Source organism: Promicromonospora sukumoe (assembly GCF_014137995.1).
Taxonomy (GTDB): domain Bacteria; phylum Actinomycetota; class Actinomycetes; order Actinomycetales; family Cellulomonadaceae; genus Promicromonospora; species Promicromonospora sukumoe.
The window spans coordinates 762994-778620 of record NZ_JACGWV010000001.1 but is presented as its reverse complement, the minus strand read 5'-3'; the positions used below and the strand labels follow the sequence as shown (position 1 = coordinate 778620).

The 15627-nt window shown below is 70.3% G+C and carries 14 protein-coding genes; 3 read left to right on the top strand and 11 right to left on the bottom strand.

Translation table 11 applies throughout. The features are described 5' to 3' along the window. Nucleotides 1-59 precede the first annotated feature (59 nt). On the bottom strand, nucleotides 60-1238 hold the full coding sequence (locus FHX71_RS03475; RefSeq protein WP_182614437.1) for a baeRF2 domain-containing protein: 1179 nt from the start codon (nucleotides 1236-1238) through the stop codon (nucleotides 60-62). A gap of 201 nt (nucleotides 1239-1439) precedes the next feature. Continuing rightward, entirely contained in the window at nucleotides 1440-1787 is a 348-nt protein-coding gene (locus FHX71_RS03470; protein ID WP_285105256.1) for a chorismate mutase, read from the bottom strand. Nucleotides 1788-1938: 151 nt separating this feature from the next. Between FHX71_RS03470 and FHX71_RS03465 the strand changes: the two genes are divergently transcribed. Next, nucleotides 1939-3777, top strand: coding sequence for an AMP-dependent synthetase/ligase (locus FHX71_RS03465; RefSeq protein WP_182614436.1), 1839 nt, complete (start codon nucleotides 1939-1941; stop codon nucleotides 3775-3777). A 91-nt stretch (nucleotides 3778-3868) separates the two neighbouring features. On the opposite strand, the gene clpX is transcribed toward FHX71_RS03465, so the two are convergent. The 8 genes from clpX to FHX71_RS03425 all read right to left on the bottom strand — a co-directional run bounded on the left by clpX (nucleotide 3869) and on the right by FHX71_RS03425 (nucleotide 12986). After that, complete coding sequence (gene clpX, locus FHX71_RS03460; RefSeq protein WP_182614435.1) at nucleotides 3869-5158, bottom strand: ATP-dependent Clp protease ATP-binding subunit ClpX; 1290 nt, start codon at nucleotides 5156-5158, stop codon at nucleotides 3869-3871. Between the two features lie 289 nt (nucleotides 5159-5447). Continuing rightward, a complete protein-coding gene (locus tag FHX71_RS03455; RefSeq protein WP_312876912.1) occupies nucleotides 5448-6161 on the bottom strand; it encodes an ATP-dependent Clp protease proteolytic subunit in 714 nt (237 codons plus the stop codon). A 43-nt stretch (nucleotides 6162-6204) separates the two neighbouring features. Then, entirely contained in the window at nucleotides 6205-6840 is a 636-nt protein-coding gene (locus FHX71_RS03450) for an ATP-dependent Clp protease proteolytic subunit (RefSeq protein WP_281383652.1), read from the bottom strand. 231 nt (nucleotides 6841-7071) lie between these two features. Continuing rightward, a complete protein-coding gene (gene tig, locus FHX71_RS03445; protein ID WP_182614433.1) occupies nucleotides 7072-8460 on the bottom strand; it encodes a trigger factor in 1389 nt (462 codons plus the stop codon). Between the two features lie 281 nt (nucleotides 8461-8741). Then, nucleotides 8742-9551, bottom strand: a complete 810-nt coding sequence (locus tag FHX71_RS03440) for a carbohydrate ABC transporter permease (RefSeq protein WP_182614432.1) — start codon at nucleotides 9549-9551, stop codon at nucleotides 8742-8744. Beyond that, nucleotides 9548-10468, bottom strand: a complete 921-nt coding sequence (locus FHX71_RS03435; protein WP_312876911.1) for a carbohydrate ABC transporter permease — start codon at nucleotides 10466-10468, stop codon at nucleotides 9548-9550. Before FHX71_RS03435 ends, FHX71_RS03440 begins: the two co-directional genes overlap by 4 nt. After that, nucleotides 10465-11769 (bottom strand): ABC transporter substrate-binding protein, encoded by a 1305-nt coding sequence (locus FHX71_RS03430; protein ID WP_182614430.1) that lies wholly within the window; start codon nucleotides 11767-11769, stop codon nucleotides 10465-10467. The genes FHX71_RS03435 and FHX71_RS03430 overlap by 4 nt, the downstream gene beginning before the upstream one ends. A gap of 74 nt (nucleotides 11770-11843) precedes the next feature. After that, nucleotides 11844-12986 carry a flavin-containing monooxygenase gene (locus FHX71_RS03425; RefSeq protein WP_182614429.1) on the bottom strand — a complete coding sequence of 381 codons (1143 nt, stop codon included), beginning with the start codon at nucleotides 12984-12986 and terminating at the stop codon, nucleotides 11844-11846. 136 nt (nucleotides 12987-13122) lie between these two features. Between FHX71_RS03425 and FHX71_RS03420 the strand changes: the two genes are divergently transcribed. Next, the gene (locus FHX71_RS03420; protein ID WP_182614428.1) at nucleotides 13123-13788 is read left to right on the top strand and encodes a hypothetical protein; all 666 of its coding nucleotides are present in this window, start codon (nucleotides 13123-13125) and stop codon (nucleotides 13786-13788) included. 199 nt (nucleotides 13789-13987) lie between these two features. On the opposite strand, the gene FHX71_RS03415 is transcribed toward FHX71_RS03420, so the two are convergent. Further along, nucleotides 13988-15094 carry a glycoside hydrolase family 5 protein gene (locus FHX71_RS03415; protein ID WP_182614427.1) on the bottom strand — a complete coding sequence of 369 codons (1107 nt, stop codon included), beginning with the start codon at nucleotides 15092-15094 and terminating at the stop codon, nucleotides 13988-13990. 200 nt (nucleotides 15095-15294) lie between these two features. Here FHX71_RS03415 and FHX71_RS03410 point away from each other — a divergent pair, with 200 nt between their 5' ends. Beyond that, nucleotides 15295-15591, top strand: a complete 297-nt coding sequence (locus tag FHX71_RS03410; RefSeq protein ID WP_182614426.1) for an antibiotic biosynthesis monooxygenase family protein — start codon at nucleotides 15295-15297, stop codon at nucleotides 15589-15591. Nucleotides 15592-15627 lie beyond the last annotated feature (36 nt).

Below are 15627 nucleotides of genomic sequence, written 5' to 3'. Positions count from 1 at the left end.
GTCCGATCGACCGCGCGAGAATTCACATCGAATTCACGTGGGCGCGTGAGCTGAGCGGGTCAGTGCAGCCGGCGGTCGTCCCCCGACATGCTCGCGAGCACCTCCGTGGGGGTGCCGTCGTCCCGCCAGCGCAGGGTCGCGCCGACGCCGTCCATCAGCTCCACCGAGCCCTCGGGTGCGAACGTCAGCCCGGCGTCCTGCCCCACCGCCGCCCGGACGAGCGCGACGGTCGCGGGGAGCTCCTCCAGCCGCTCCGTCACCCCCATCGACTCGAGGTCGGACCGGTCGGCCGCGATGTGCATCGGCTCGGGGCCGATCCACAGCTTGCGCCCGTTCATCCGCCCGGGCGTGGTGCCGTACTCCTCCGCCAGCACGAGCTCCTTGACCTGGCCGCGCGAGAGCACCGCCACGACGTCGTCCACCGAGGTCACGGCGTTCGACTCCCGGCCGAGCTCCTGCCGCAGCTCCGCCAGGACGCGTTCCCGGCGCCGCTCGCGGTAGGAGTCCAGGGCGTCCGAGACCCGTTCCGCGAAGGCGCTCTCGTTGACGCCGGGACCACGCCCGCCGCCGGCCACCTCGACCAGCTTCTCGGCCGTCGGCCCGGTCAGCGCGGACCGCGTGAGCGAGACCGCCCGCTTGTCTCCCGTGAGCAGCACCAGCTCGGGATCGGTGGCGGCCACGTGCCGCTCGATCTCGGCCGCCACGGCGGCGGCGTTGCGGTCCCACGAGTCCTCGGCACGGGACTCGATCCGCGCCCGCTTGATGCCCGAGGAGCTGGTCTTCTCGATCTCGTCGTGCGGCGCCTGGAACGTGCTGCGCACCTTGGCGTCCGGCCCCGCGCGGAGGAAGTCCGCGCCCGCCCGGTCGACGGTGACCTTGAGCAGCTCCACCGACTCGTCGGCCGCCAGGGCCGCCTGCAGGAGAGCCGGTACCGCCTCCCAGGAGCCGGAGCTCGCGGTCGGTGGGTTGTTGACCACGCGGTCCACCAGCACGCCCGTCTCGTCGGCGATGACGACCCGGCCGTGCGGTCCCGGGACCCTCGTGGGTCGCAGCACCACCTCTTCGATCGCGTCCAGCACGGCGTCCGGGGCCTTCTGCTGAGCCAGCTCCCTGCGCACGGCGTTCCAGCGCCCGCCGACGTCGCGGTCGGCGGCGTGCTCGGACGGCGTCGCGTCCAGGCACAGGGTGGCGAACGGTCCCGGGTGGCCGAGGAGGGGCTTGAGCCAATCGATCTTCATACACACCTCCGCATCACCCGCCGAGGTCGAGGTGGTGCCCTACCGCAGAACCCCGCCCCGGCGTTGACTCCAGGAAACGACGGATCTCGGGCACACGCCACCCCTGTGGTGGAAATATCTGTGACCCCTACAGGAGATATTTGGACCCGACGTCTGCCATTCCCCCGGAAAAGGCAAAGTCACCCCAGGCGCAGGTCACCTTCAAGCGTAGGTGTCGACCTCAGGCAGGTTGTCGCCCTTGTGCTGCGCGGCGATCAGCTCGTGGTGGCGGATCACCTCGCTCACGATGAACTGGCGGAACTGCTCGGCGAACTCCGGGTCCAGCCCGGACTCCTCGGCGATGCTCGTGAGCCGGGCGATCTGCTCCTGCTCGCGCGCCGGGTCGGCCGGCGGGAGGCCGCCCACGGCCTTGAGCTCCCCGACCCGTCGGGTCACGCGGAACCGCTCGGCCAGGAGGTAGACCAGCGCCGCGTCGATGTTGTCGATGCTCCCGCGGAGCCGGATGATCTCGGACGGCACCGGAGCGCTGGTCGGTTCGTTGTCAGACACAAGAAGAGGCTAACCGCCCGCGCCCGTCGCGGGCGAAGACTGTTCCGACCTGAGACAGGGATCGGCTACAGTCTGCCGAGCAGGCCACGCAACTTGGTGAAGACCCGATACCGGGCTTTCACCTGTTCAAGACTTCAACGGAGATCAGCACATGACACTTGCCACGTCGCCGGCCTTGGTGGAGGTGCCTGAAGGCACCAGCATCAACACGATCCTCGCGGACCGGGTGGCCCGCTCCGGGGACGAGGCGCTCATCGAGCGGCGTGACGCACCGGACGGCCCGTGGATCAAGGTGTCGGCGAGCCAGTTCGAGGACGAGGTGCTCGCCGTCGCCCGTGGCCTGGTGGCGCGTGGCATCAAGGCCGGCGACCGGGTCGCCATCATGTCGCGCACCCGGTACGAGTGGACGCTGCTCGACTTCGCGATCTGGGCCGCCGGCGCCGGCGCCGTGCCGGTCTACGAGACCTCGTCGGCCGAGCAGGTCCAGTGGATCCTGTCGGACTCCGACGTCCGCCTGATCGTGGTCGAGACGGCCGCGCACGCCGAGACGGTCAAGCAGGTGCGGTCCGCCCTGCCGAGCCTGGAGGACATCCTCGTGCTCGACGAGGACGCCGTACTCGACCTGCGCAAGGCCGGCACCAACCTCTCCGCCGGCATCGTGGCCGAGCGGCGCGACGCCGTCCGGCGCGACGACCTGGCGACCGTCATCTACACGTCCGGGTCGACCGGCCGCCCGAAGGGCGTCGAGCTGACGCACGGCAACTTCGCGCACCTGACCATGAACGCCGCCGTCGGCATCCCGGAGCTGCTCCGGGCCGAGAACGCGCGCACGCTGCTGTTCCTGCCGCTGGCGCACGTGTTCGCGCGCTTCGTCGAGGTGGCGACCATCGCCGGCCAGGCCGTGCTGGGCCACGCGCCCGACATCAAGAACCTGGTCGCCGACCTCGGCACCTTCCGCCCGACCTACCTGCTGGCCGTGCCGCGCGTGTTCGAGAAGGTCTACAACAGCGCGGAGCAGAAGGCGTCGTCGGGCCTGAAGGCCAAGATCTTCGCCTGGTCCGCCCGCGTCGCCGAGGACTACTCGCGTGCCCTGGACGTGCCCGCCGGCCCCGGCGGCGCGCTCAAGGTGCAGCACGCGATCGCCGACCGCCTCGTGTACAGCAAGCTCAAGGCCACCATGGGCGGCCAGCTCAGCTGGGCCGTCTCGGGCGGCGCGCCGCTGGGCGACCGCCTCGGCCACTTCTTCCGCGGCGCGTGCGTCACCATCCTGGAGGGCTACGGCCTCACCGAGACCACGGCCCCGACGTCGGTCAACCTGCCCGGCAAGATCGTCATGGGCTCCGTGGGCCCGGCGTTCTTCGGCACGGACGTCTCCATCGCCGACGACGGCGAGGTGCTGCTGCGCGGCCCGCACATCTTCCGCGGCTACCGCAACCAGCCGGAGCTGACCCGCGAGGCCTTCGTGGACGGCTGGTTCCGCACCGGCGACATCGGCCGCCTCGACGAGCACAACCACCTGCACATCACGGGCCGCAAGAAGGAGATCATCGTGACGGCCGGCGGCAAGAACGTCGCCCCGGCCGTCCTCGAGGACCGGATGCGGGCCCACCCGATCGTCAGCCAGGTCGTGGTGGTCGGCGACCAGCGCCCGTTCATCGGCGCCCTCGTCACGCTCGACGCCGAGATGCTGCCCGGCTGGTGCGCCGCGAACGGGCTGCCGAAGCTGTCGGTGAGCGAGGCCCGCGTGCACGAGCGTGTGCTGGCCGAGCTCGACAAGGTGGTCGCGCAGGCGAACGAGGCCGTCTCCAAGGCCGAGTCGATCCGCAAGATCATGGTGCTCGACCTCGACTTCACCGAGGCGAACGGGTACCTCACACCGTCCATCAAGGTGAAGCGGTCCAAGGTCATCGCCGACTTCGCGGGCACGATCGACGCCCTCTACGGTGCACCGGCCCCGGCGGCGAGCTCCCAGGCGGCCGCGACCCGCTGACCGGCGCCCCGACCCCGCAACACGCAGAACGGGAGCGCACCCCCTGAGGGTGCGCTCCCGTTCCGTCTGCGGCTGGGTCGAGCCCGGTGGGTCAGGCGCTCTTCTCGCGCGGCTGACGGCCCCGCACGGGGCTCTTGCGCGGCACCACGGTCGGGTTCACGTTGTCGAGCACCACGGAGCGGGTGATGACCACGCGCTCGACGTCGTCGCGGCTCGGCACGTCGAACATGACCTGCTGGAGCACCTCTTCGAGGATGGCCCGCAGGCCGCGCGCCCCGGTGCCCCGGAGCAGGGCCTGCTCGGCGATCGCCTCGACGGCGGCCTCGTCGAACTCGAGCTCCACGCCGTCGATCTCGAACATGCGCTTGTACTGCTTCACCAGCGCGTTCTTGGGCTCCGTGAGGATGCGCACCAGCGCGTCCCGGTCGAGCGAGGAGACGGAGGCGATGACGGGCAGGCGGCCGATGAACTCGGGGATCAGGCCGTACTTCTGCAGGTCCTCGGGTCGCACCTCGGCGAAGAGGTCCTCGTCCAGGGCGATGGACTCCATGGGGGCGCTGAACCCGATGCCGCGCTTGCGGGAGCGGGCGGCGACGATGTCGTCCAGGCCGGCGAAGGCGCCGGCCACGATGAACAGCACGTTCGTCGTGTCGATCTGGATGAACTCCTGGTGCGGGTGCTTGCGCCCGCCCTGCGGGGGCACGGAGGCCGTGGTGCCCTCGATGATCTTCAGGAGTGCTTGCTGGACGCCCTCGCCGGAGACGTCGCGCGTGATCGACGGGTTCTCGGCCTTGCGGGCCACCTTGTCGACCTCGTCGATGTAGATGATGCCGGTCTCGGCCTTCTTGACGTCGTAGTCCGCGGCCTGGATCAGCTTCAGCAGGATGTTCTCGACGTCCTCGCCCACGTAGCCGGCCTCGGTCAGCGCGGTCGCGTCCGCGATGGCGAACGGCACGTTGAGCATCTTGGCGAGCGTCTGCGCCAGATAGGTCTTGCCCGTGCCCGTGGGGCCGATGAGCAGGATGTTCGACTTGGCGATCTCGACCGGGTCCTGGTCGTCGGGGCCGATCGAGCGCCCCGCCTCGCCGGCCTGGATGCGCTTGTAGTGGTTGTAGACGGCAACGGCCAGGGCGCGCTTGGCGGGGTCCTGGCCGATGATGTACTGCTCGAGGAAGTCGAAGATCTCGCGAGGCTTGGGCAACTCTGTCAGGCCGAGCTCCGCAGCCTCACCGAGCTCTTCCTCGATGATCTCGTTGCACAGCTCGATGCACTCGTCGCAGATGTAGACGCCGGGTCCGGCGATCAGCTTCTTCACCTGCTTCTGCGACTTGCCACAGAAGTTGCACTTCAGCAGTTCCGCGCCGTCACCGATTCGCGCCACTACCTGTCTCCTCGCCTTGTGCACCCTCGCGGAGTCCTGCACGAGCCGGCTGGCCCAGCAGATCCGCGACGTCGAGCGGTCTCAGATCCATTTCACACCACTGCTGCCCTGTTGTCAGCCGGGCGACCCGGCGGGTCGCCTGACCGATTTTCACCAGATCATGACAATTTTGTCAGATTCTGCGCGGCGTGTCCCACAATGCCCGACGCCGGGGCGGATCGTCCACCGGTATTGGTGGCACGGCCCCGGCGTCGGACGCCTGCGGTCTCGACGGACCAGACCTCAGCGGTCAGTTCGTCACGACCACGACGGGCTTGCGCGACTCGAGCACCTCGTCGACCAGGCCGTACTCCTTGGCCTGCGCGGCGGTGAGGATCTTGTCGCGCTCGATGTCGTTGCGCACCTGCTCCTGCGTCTTGCCGCTGTGCGTCGCGAGCGTCAGCTCGAGCCACTCGCGCATGCGGATCAGCTCGTTCGCGTGGATCTCGATGTCCGAGGCCTGCGCGTAGCCGCCACCCTCCATCGCGGGCTGGTGGATCAGCACGCGGGAGTTCGGCAGGGCGAGGCGCTTGCCCGGCTGGCCGGCGGCCAGCAGGACGGCCGCGGCCGACGCCGCCTGGCCCAGGCACACGGTCTGGATCTGCGGCTTGATGAACTGCATGGTGTCGTACAGCGCCGTCATGGCCGTGAACGAGCCACCCGGCGAGTTGATGTACATCATCACGTCGCGGTCCGGGTCCTGGGTCTCGAGGACCAGGAGCTGGGCCATGACGTCGTCCGCGGACGCGTCGTCGACCTGGACGCCCAGGAAGATGATGCGGTCCTCGAACAGCTTGGTGTAAGGGTCCTGGCGCTTGAAGCCGTACGCGGTGCGCTCCTCGAACTGCGGGAGCACGTAGCGTGCGGACGGCATGGCGCCTGCGGTGGCGAAAGGCATCCCCGCACCCGAACGGGCGCCGGCAAGGCGCTCTGCGGCTGCGACGAACTGGGCTTCAGGACTCACGGTTGTCTCCTCTTGAGAAAGCTCTTGATGCGTTTCCGGGCGGTCAGCTGTTCATGCCGCCGCCGCCGGCCAGCGCAGCGGTCTCGACGACGTGGTCGACGAAGCCGTACTCCAGTGCCTCGGAGGCCGTGAACCAGTTGTCGCGGTCGTTGTCCTTGATGATGGTCTCGAGCGACTGACCCGTCTGCTCGGCGGTCAGCTCGGCGAGCACCTTCTTCATGTGCATGATGAGCTGCGCGCCGATCCGCACGTCGGTGGCCGTGCCGCCGATGCCGCCGGACGGCTGGTGCATCAGCACGCGGGCGTGCGGCGTGATGTAGCGCTTGCCCTTCGTGCCGGAGGACAGCAGGAACTGCCCCATGGAGGCCGCCATGCCCATCGCGACCGTCGCCACGTCCGGCTTGATGAACTGCATCGTGTCGTAGATCGCCATGCCGGCCGTGATGGAGCCGCCGGGCGAGTTGATGTACAGCCAGATGTCCTTGTCGGGGTCCTCGGCCGCGAGAAGCATCATCTGCGCGCTGATCGCGTTCGCGTTCTCGTCGCGCACCTCCGACCCCAGCCAGATGATGCGTTCCTTGAGCAGCCGGTTGTAGATGGAGTCGTTGAGCCCGAATCCAGCACCCTCCGCCCGTGCTACCGGCCCGGCATCCATCCGCAGCAGATCGTTCACGTCCATCTCCTCGGTTCTGACTCTCGTCTGTGGACCACGTCCTAAGACGTCGTGTCGCTCGACCCTAACGTGCCTCGTGCCGCCAGAACTTCCGATTCGGCGGCCGTTTCGCCTACAGCGCACCGGTGCTGCCCACGGCGAAGCCGAGGGGAACGCGGACGGCGGTCCGCACCCTCGCTCGAAGGGTGCGGACCGCCGTCGGACGTCCCGCGCGGGCCCCGGTGGGCCGGGCGTGCGTCAGGCCTTGGCGGGCTCCGACGTCTCGGGCTCGGCGCCCTCGGGTGCCTCGGCGTCGGCGGCCTCCTGGGCCTGCGCCACGGCCTCGCTCAGCGCGGACTGGGCCTCGTCGGCCTCGTCCGACCCGATGAACTCGCTCAGGTCCACGACGTTGCCGTCGGAGTCCTTGACCTCGATCTGGCGCAGCGCGACCGCGAGGGCCTTGGAGCGCGCGACCTCGCCGACCATGGCGGGGATCTGACCGCCCTGCTCGAGGGTCTTGATGAACTCGCTCGGCTCCATGCCGTACTGCTGCGACGCGCTCACCAGGTACTCGACGAGCTCGCCCTGGCTGACCTGCACCTTGAGCTTCTCGGCGAGGGTGTCGAGCAGGATCTGGTTCTTGATCGCCTTGGTCGCGTCCTCGGTGACCTCGGCGCGGTGCTCGTCGTCCTCCAGGCGGCTCTCGGACTCGAGGTGACGGTGCACCTCGGCCTCGACGACGCCGGTCGGCACGGGGACCTCGACGGTCTCCAGGAGCTTCTCCATGAGGGCGTCACGCGCGGTGACGGCCTGGTTGGAGGTCTTGATGCCGGCGACCTGGGTCTTCAGGTCGTCCGTCAGCTCCTCCAGCGTGTCGAACTCCGAGGCGAGCTGGGCGAAGTCGTCGTCCACCTCGGGCAGGTCGCGCTGCTTGACCGACGTCGCGGTGACGGTCACGTCGGCGTCCTGGCCCTCGTGGTCGCCGCCGGCCAGCGGCGCCTTGAACGTGGTGGTCTCGCCGCCGGACAGGCCGGTCAGGGCCTCGTCGAGCCCCTCGAGCATGTTGCCGGAGCCGATCTGGTACGAGACGCCCGACACGGAGTCGACCTCCTCGTCACCGATGACGGCCTTGAGGTCGATGACGACGTAGTCGCCCTCGACGGCCGGGCGGTCGACGCCCACGAGGGTGCCGAAGCGCTCGCGCAGGGCGTCCAGGCGCTCGGTGACGTCCTCGTCGGTCACGACGGTGGAGTCGACGGTCAGCTCGACGTCGGAGAGCTCGGGGAGCTCGATCTCGGGGCGCACCTCGACCTCGGCCGTGAACTTCAGCTGGCCCTCGCCGACCTTGGCCGGGACCTCGGTCACGTCGACCTCGGGCTGGGCGAGCGGACGCAGGTCGGTCTCGCCGAGCGCGTCACGGTAGAACCCGGAGAGTCCGTCGTTGACGGCGTGCTCGATCACGGCGCCCCAGCCGACCCGCTGCTCGATGATGCGCGGGGGAACCTTGCCCTTGCGGAACCCGGGGACGTTCACCTGCTCGGCGATGTGCTCGTAGGCGTGATCGATGCTCGGCTTGAGCTCGTCGTAGTCCACCTCGACGGTCAGCTTGACCTTGGTGGGCTCCAAGGTCTCGACGGCGCTCTTCACTTCGATGGTCTCCAGAATGTCGGGGGTGCGCGCACGCCGGCGTACTGCGTCCCGGGTGGCGCGGGGATGCTCTGCTTCAGTTGCGGCTGCTCGCTGGCAGCGACGTACGACAGGCGCACGGGCAACCCGTCAATAGTACGCCTCACGACCACAGGCGCCGAATGGGGGCCGGTGGCGTGCCGCACACCCTCCACCCTCCCACAGCCGCGCGCCGGAGCCACTGTTGTCAGCCCAGAGCGCAAGCCGCGAGCGGCGTCGGCGGGCGGCTTCAACAGCCGATGTCAGCGTCCCATCCCGGCCGTGAGCCCCGTGACGATCTGCCGGGTCGCGACGAGGAACAGCACCACCAGCGGGAGCGTCGCGATGACCAGGCCCGCGAACAGCGTGGACCAGGAGGTCTGGTACTCCCCGAAGAACGTGGTCAGGCCCACGGGCAGCGTGTACTGCGCGCGGTCCCGCACGAGGATCAGCGGGTAGAAGAAGTCGTTCCAGATGGGCACGAAGCGGAAGACGACGACGGTGGCGACCGCCGGCTTCACGAGCGGCAGCAGCACCGACCAGAAGGTGCGCAGGGGGCCGGCGCCGTCGATGCGGGCGGCGTCCTCCAGCTCGTCCGGGAGCTGGCGCAGGAACGTGGCAAGCACGAACACCGAGAACGGGATCGAGACGGCCGAGTAGACCAGGATCAGGCCGGTGCGGGTGGAGGCCAGCCCGATCGTGTCGAGCAGGTAGAAGATCGGCACGATCATCAGGAACACCGGCATCATCAGGCCCGAGACGAAGACCTGCTCGATCACGGTCATCAGCCGCGAGCGCGACCGCGCCAGCGCGTACGCGGCCAGCAGCGAGACCGCCGTCGACAGCAGCACCGACGCGGTGGTGACCAGCACGGAGTTGAGGAAGTAGGTCGAGAACGACGCCTCGACCCACGCCTCGCGGTAGGCGTCCAGCGACGGGCTGTGCGGCAGGCCGAGCGGTTCGACGACCAGCTCCTGGTCGGTCCGGAACGAGTTCCACACCATGATCAGCAGCGGGAGCAGTGCCACGGCGGCGTAGCCCCACAGCAGGGTGCTGACCGCGGCGCGCCTCACGTCAGCCGCCGTTCGACGCTCCGGAACCAGCGCGTGAACAGCACCGAGATGACGACGATCACGAGGAACAGCACGATCGCGACCGCCGAGGAGATGCCGATCGCGTTGGACGCCCCGGAGTGGAACGCCGTCCGGTAGAAGAGGAGCGACATGACGTCCGTGGCGCCGGCCGGGCTGCCGCTGGACCCGCCCAGGGCGTACGGGATCGGGAACGCCTCCATGGAGAAGATGAACGTCAGCACGCTCACCGTGCCGATCACCGGCGTCAGGAGGGGCAGCGTGACGTGCCAGAACCGCTGGCGCGAGCTCGCGCCGTCGAGCATCGCGGCCTCCTCCAGCGTCGGGTCGAGCGCGCCGAGGGCGGCCCCGTAGACGAGGAGCGGGAAGCCGACCCACTGCCAGGCGGTCACCAGGACGACCACCCACAGGGCGGTGTCGGGGTCGCCCAGCCAGGGCTGGGCCACGGCCTCCAGGCCGACGGCGCGCAGGGCGGCGTTGACCGGGCCGAACAGCGGCGACAGCAGCAGCGACCAGAGGTACCCGACGACCAGCGGCGAGACGAGGTACGGCATCGTGTACAGCACCTGGAAGAGGCGGCGCAGGCGGCCCCGCCGGTGCAGCACGTAGGCCAGCAGCAGGCCCACCGAGTTCTGCACCACCATCGCCCCGGCGAACAGCAGCGCGTTGTGCCCGAACGCGCGCGGGAGCTGGGTGGCGTACGGCTCGGTCGTGAACAGCGCGACGAAGTTGTCCAGCCCGACGAACGCGTCCTGCGCGGTGCCGCGCCACGAGAACAGCGAGTAGGTCAGCGCCGTCGCCATCGGGTAGAGCACGAACACCGCGAACAGCGCGGCGGCGGGCAGCAGGAAGAGGAGCGCGACCGGCTTGGGCAGTGCCGCGGTACGACGCCGGCTCACTCGCCCGGCGTCCACCAGGCCGACAGGCCGTCCTGGATCACGTCGGCGGCGCCGGAGGCGTCGGTGTCGCCGAGGAAGAGCTTCTGCCCGGCCTCACCCATCAGGTCCGTGCCGACGGGGTCGCCGTAGCGGTAGTCGACGAGCAGCAGGTACGGCGCGGGGTTCTCCTGGTACAGGTCCCACATCTCCTGCTGGAGCGGGTCGGAGAACTCGACGCCGGGGATCGGCGAGAACTGCTTGAGCTCGTCGGCCACGAGCTGCCCGAACTCGGGCGTGGCGAGCCAGTTCAGCAGCGTCCTCGCCTCGTCCGGGTGCTCCGTCGTGGCCGACAGGCCCCAGCTCCCGTCCGCGTACCCGGCGCTGACCGGGTGGTCCAGGGCCGAGCCGGGCGGCGGGGGCACCTGGAAGACGCCGAGGTCCAGGTCGGGGTTGGCGTCCTGGAAGAACGCGAGCTCGTACGAGCCACCGGCGAACATCGCGGCCTGCTCCGACGTGAACAGCACCTGCGCGTCCGTGTACGGCACGCCGGTCACGTCGTCGGGCATGTACTGCTGGAGGTCCTTGAGCGTCTGGATCGAGTCGACGTAGGCCGGGTCCGTGAAGTCCGTCGCGCCGTCGCGCAGGGCCTGCTGGAAGTCGGCGCCGCCGTACTGGGCCGCGGTCAGGGCGTCGTGCACCGTCGGCACGAACCAGCCGTCACGCGCGCCCACGGCGAGCGGTGTCACGTCGTCCGCCAGGAGCGTGTCGTTCAGCGCGATGAAGTCGTCCCAGGTCTCGGGCTCCTGGAGGCCGTGCTCCTCGAAGATCGCGGTGTTGTAGTAGACCTGGATGGTCTGGCTGGCCAGCGGCACGCCGTAGACCGCTCCGTCCTCCCGGCCGCGGGAGCCGTCGAGGATCGCGTCGTCGAAGTCCGCGAGCGCCGGGACGACGTCCTCCAGCGGCTCCAGGTTGCCGCCCTCGACCAGGGGCTGGAGCAGGCCGTAGGACCGCACCTGGGCGATGTCGGGCCCGTCGGAGCCGGTCAGGCCGGTGCGCAGGATCTGGTCGTACTCGGTGTTGAGGTGGGCCTGGAAGTTCACCGTGATGCAGGGGTTGGCCTCCTCGAAGACGTCGAAGATCCCCTCGTAGGTCTTGACGTCCTCGGTGCGCCAGGACCAGACGTCCAGGGCGACGGCCTCGCCGTCGCAGCCCTCCCCCGCGACCGCGCCGGGCTCGGGGCTGTCCGCCGACGGTGCGCAGGCACCGAGGGTCAGGACCGCGAGGGCTGCGACGGCTGGTGCGAGGGTCGTTCGGCGGTTCATGCGGCGGACGCTGCCGGTCAGCGGTCGAGGTGTCAAGCATTTCGACCGAATCGATACGTCGTGTCGGGATCCGACTATCTGCCGCGGGTCACGTTGCGCGCGATCCGGCGGGCGTCGGCCGCCATCTCCAGCAGCATGCCGCTGATCGGGTTGGTGAAGCCCGTGAAGTAGAGGCCGGGCGCGGCCGGGCGGCCGAGCGTCGCGAGCGGCTTGCCGTGGTCGCCGAGCACGCCCAGGTGGCCCACCACGGGTTCGAGCGCGCGCCGGTACCCCGTGGCGGCCAGCACGACGTCGGGGGTCAGCCGGGCGCCGTCGGCCAGGACCACCTCGGCGCCGTCGAACCGCTCGATCGCGGGGACGACGCGGACGGTGCCGGCCAGGACGGCGGCGACGATGCCGACGTCCTGCAGCGGCACGGAGCCCTGGGCGACCCGGGACGCGATGCCGACGTCGGGGATCGGCAGCCCGAGGTCGGACAGGTCCGGGACGCTCGCCTTGCGGACGGCGATGCCGACGGTGTCGACGAGGCGGGCGGGCAGGTGGCGCACCAGGACGCCCGTGTACTGCGCGGCCCACGGGCCCTGGTTGCGGGGCACGATGTGCGGCGGCGTGCGGACGGCGAGGTGGACGCTCGCGGCGCCGCCCTCGACGAGGTCGTGCGCGATCTCGGCACCCGTGTTGCCCACGCCCGCCACGAGCACGTGCCTGCCCGCGTACGGGGCGGGGTTGCGGTACGCGCTCGCGTGGACGATCTCGCCGGTGAAGCCGTCCCGGCCGGGCCAGTCCGGTACGTGCGGGCTGTGGTTGTAGCCGGTCGCGACGACGACGGCGTCGGCGGCGCGGGCGCCGTCGGTGGTGGTGATCTCCCAGATGCGGTCCGCGCTGCCACCCGCGCGCACGCCGGCGGGGCGGTCGAGGCGGGTGACCTCGACGCCGTGCTCGATCCGCAGGTCGTGGTGGACGGCGTACGCCTCCAGGTAGCGGACGACGTCGTCCCGGGCGACCCAGCGGCCGTACTCGCGCGGGATGGCGAGGCCGGGCAGCTTCGAGAGCCCGCGCGTGGTGTGCAGGTGGAGGCGGTCGTAGTGGTGGCGCCAGGCGTCGCCGACGTGCTCCGACTTCTCGAGCACGGTGACGTCGGCACCCCTGGCCTGGAGGGTGGCTGCGGCGGCGAGGCCTGCGGGTCCGGCGCCGATGACGGACACGGTGAGAACCATGGAGGGAGCGTAGTGCCGACCCTGCCCCTTGGGTCAGGGTCCGGGCGGGGTGAGAACAAGACTGCAGTTCTGACGGCGAAACCCGGACACTCGGAGGGCGGGCGGCGAGGGGCGTAGTCCGCACCGGAGGACAGCGATGTCAGAGATCTGGGACCCGCACGGCAGCCTGCGCCGCGCGCTGTGGGTCGGCGGAGCGCAGTGGGCCGGCAAGACGACCGTCAGCGACCTGGTCGCCGAGCGGCACGGGCTGACCGCCTACCACTACGACTTCCACGACTCCCGCGGCCACCAGGCCCGGCGGATCGCGGGGCGGGTCGCACGCGGCGAGCCCGTCACGGACCCGGACGTCGAGGACGTCTGGGTCAACGGCGGCCCGACGGCCTTGGCCGCCCAGGTCCTGGCCGACTTCCCGGAGCGGTTCGAGTGGGTGCTCGACGACCTGCGCGCGTGGTTCACCGCGCGACCCGCGATCGCCGAGGGCTGGGGCCTGCGGCCCGAGCTGGTCGCACCGCTGGTCGACTCGCCGCGGCGCATGGTCGTCCTCGTGCCCACGGAGGAGTTCCGGCAGCACCAGCTCCGCACCGTGCCGCGCGCCCTGGCGGTCGACGCCGCCGTCAGCGACCCCGGCCTCGCCCAGGCCAACCGCATCGCCCGGGACCGCCTGATCGCCGACGACGCGGTCCGCAACGCGCGGCGCCTCGGCGTGCCGGTCATCGAGGTGGACGGGACGCGCGACGCGGCGGCGGTCGCTGCCGAGGTGGCCGAGCAGTTCGCGCCCTGGCTGGAGGGCAGGGCGACGTAGGTCCCCGGCGGGGTGCGTTGCGTCCTTGCAGGGGTGGCCGGGTGGGCCTGATTCCGGTCGGCTGGGCCCCGGCCGATCTGGCTCAGCAGGATTGTCCTGCGCAGCCGAATCGGGCGGGGCCCGGGTGGTCGGAATTCAGCCCACCCGGCCACCCCTGGTCGAGTGCACCTTGCTGTCCGGGGGCAGCCGGGGGAACTGCCTAGAAGTCGTCCGGGGTGCGGATCTGGTCGCGGATCCAGGTGCCGGCCTCCTTGAGCCGGCCCGTCCCGTAGTTGCCGCTGCCGCAGGTGCCCTGCGTGAAGACGGCGCCCGAGCGGTGGTCGTCGGAGAAGTTCCAGTTGACCCAGCTGATCTTCTTGTCCACCGCCAGGTCGAGGTATCGCTGCGCCATGGCGAAGTCGTTGGCGCCCTCGCCGGCGTAGTCCTGGGTGCCGAACTCGGTGATGAACATCGGGATCCGGTCGGCGGCGCGGGACAGGGCGTCCAGGTACTCCTGGCCGTGCGACGCCGCGTAGAAGTGGAACGTGTACATCACGTTGGAGGCGTTGACGGGGTTGTTCACGACCTCGGACTCGCTGGCGCCGTCGGACACACCGAGGGACGACCAGGCGCGGGTGCCGAGCAGGATGACGGCGTCCGGGTCCTCGGCGCGGACCACCGGCACGATCTGCTCGTGGTAGCCCTTGATGGTCTGCCACGACACCCCGTTGGGCTCGTTCGCGACCTCGTAGATGATGTTGTCGTTGCCGTTGTTCCGCTCCGCGATGGCGGTGAAGAACGTCTTGGCGCGGTCCAGGTTGAAGTTCGGGTCGCCCGGGCTGAGCATGTGCCAGTCCACGATGACGTACAGGCCGCGCGCGGTGAGCATGTCGATGTACCGGTTGACCAGCGCGGTGAACCGCGCCGGGTCGGTCTCGTAACCGTCCTCCTGCACGTACGTCGAGACGCGCACGACGTCGGCGTTCCAGTCGTACGCGAGGGTGTCGAGCGAGGCGTCGTCGACGCACTGGGAGTACCACTGCGTGCCGTGCGTGCTCATGCCGCGCAGCTGGATCTCCTTGCCCTGCTCGTTGCACAGGCGTACGCCGCAGACGCTCAGCTGTCCGTTCGCCTCGACGGGCGTCGCCGCGGCGGGGGCGGCGACGGGCGCGACGTCGGACACGGGAGCGGCGTCGGGCGCGGCTGCCGCCGGGGGAGCCTCGTGGGTGGCGACGGCTGTCGCCGACAGGGCGGGCGCGGCGGCCGTCCCTGCCAGGAGCGCGGCCGTGGCGACGGCGACGAAGAGCGGGGCGCGACGGAGAACCATGGGGAACCACCTCGGTCGGTCGGGAGCCGGAACAGGCCGGCGACATCGCCCGCCCGCTGGTCGTCAGGACGCTAGCAAGATGACGGAGCGGGTGATATCCGGGATTACCACACCACGAGTACGGGTCGGTTGCTGCCGGATGACCCGTTTCATGTCCTACGGTGAGCGCCAACACGACTCGTCACACCCCAGGAGACCTGATGAGCACCACCGTGGAGCTGACCCGATTCCGGGTGCTTCCCGAGAGGATCGACGCGATGCTGGCGGCCCGGCCGGGCATGCTGGCCGACTTCGAGGCCGACCGCACCGGCTTCCTCGGAGCGCGCCTCGTGCAGCTTCCGGACGACGAGTGGCTCGACATCGTCGAGTGGCGCACGTCGGAGGACTTCGCGGCGTCGCGGGCGAAGGGAGCGAACCTGCCCGGGATCGCGCGGTTCTTCGCGACCATCGCCTCGCTGGTCACGTCCGAGGAAGGCACCCTCGCGGAGCTCGGGTGAATCGATGACATAGTGTCGGGCCGTCCCCTCCGGACC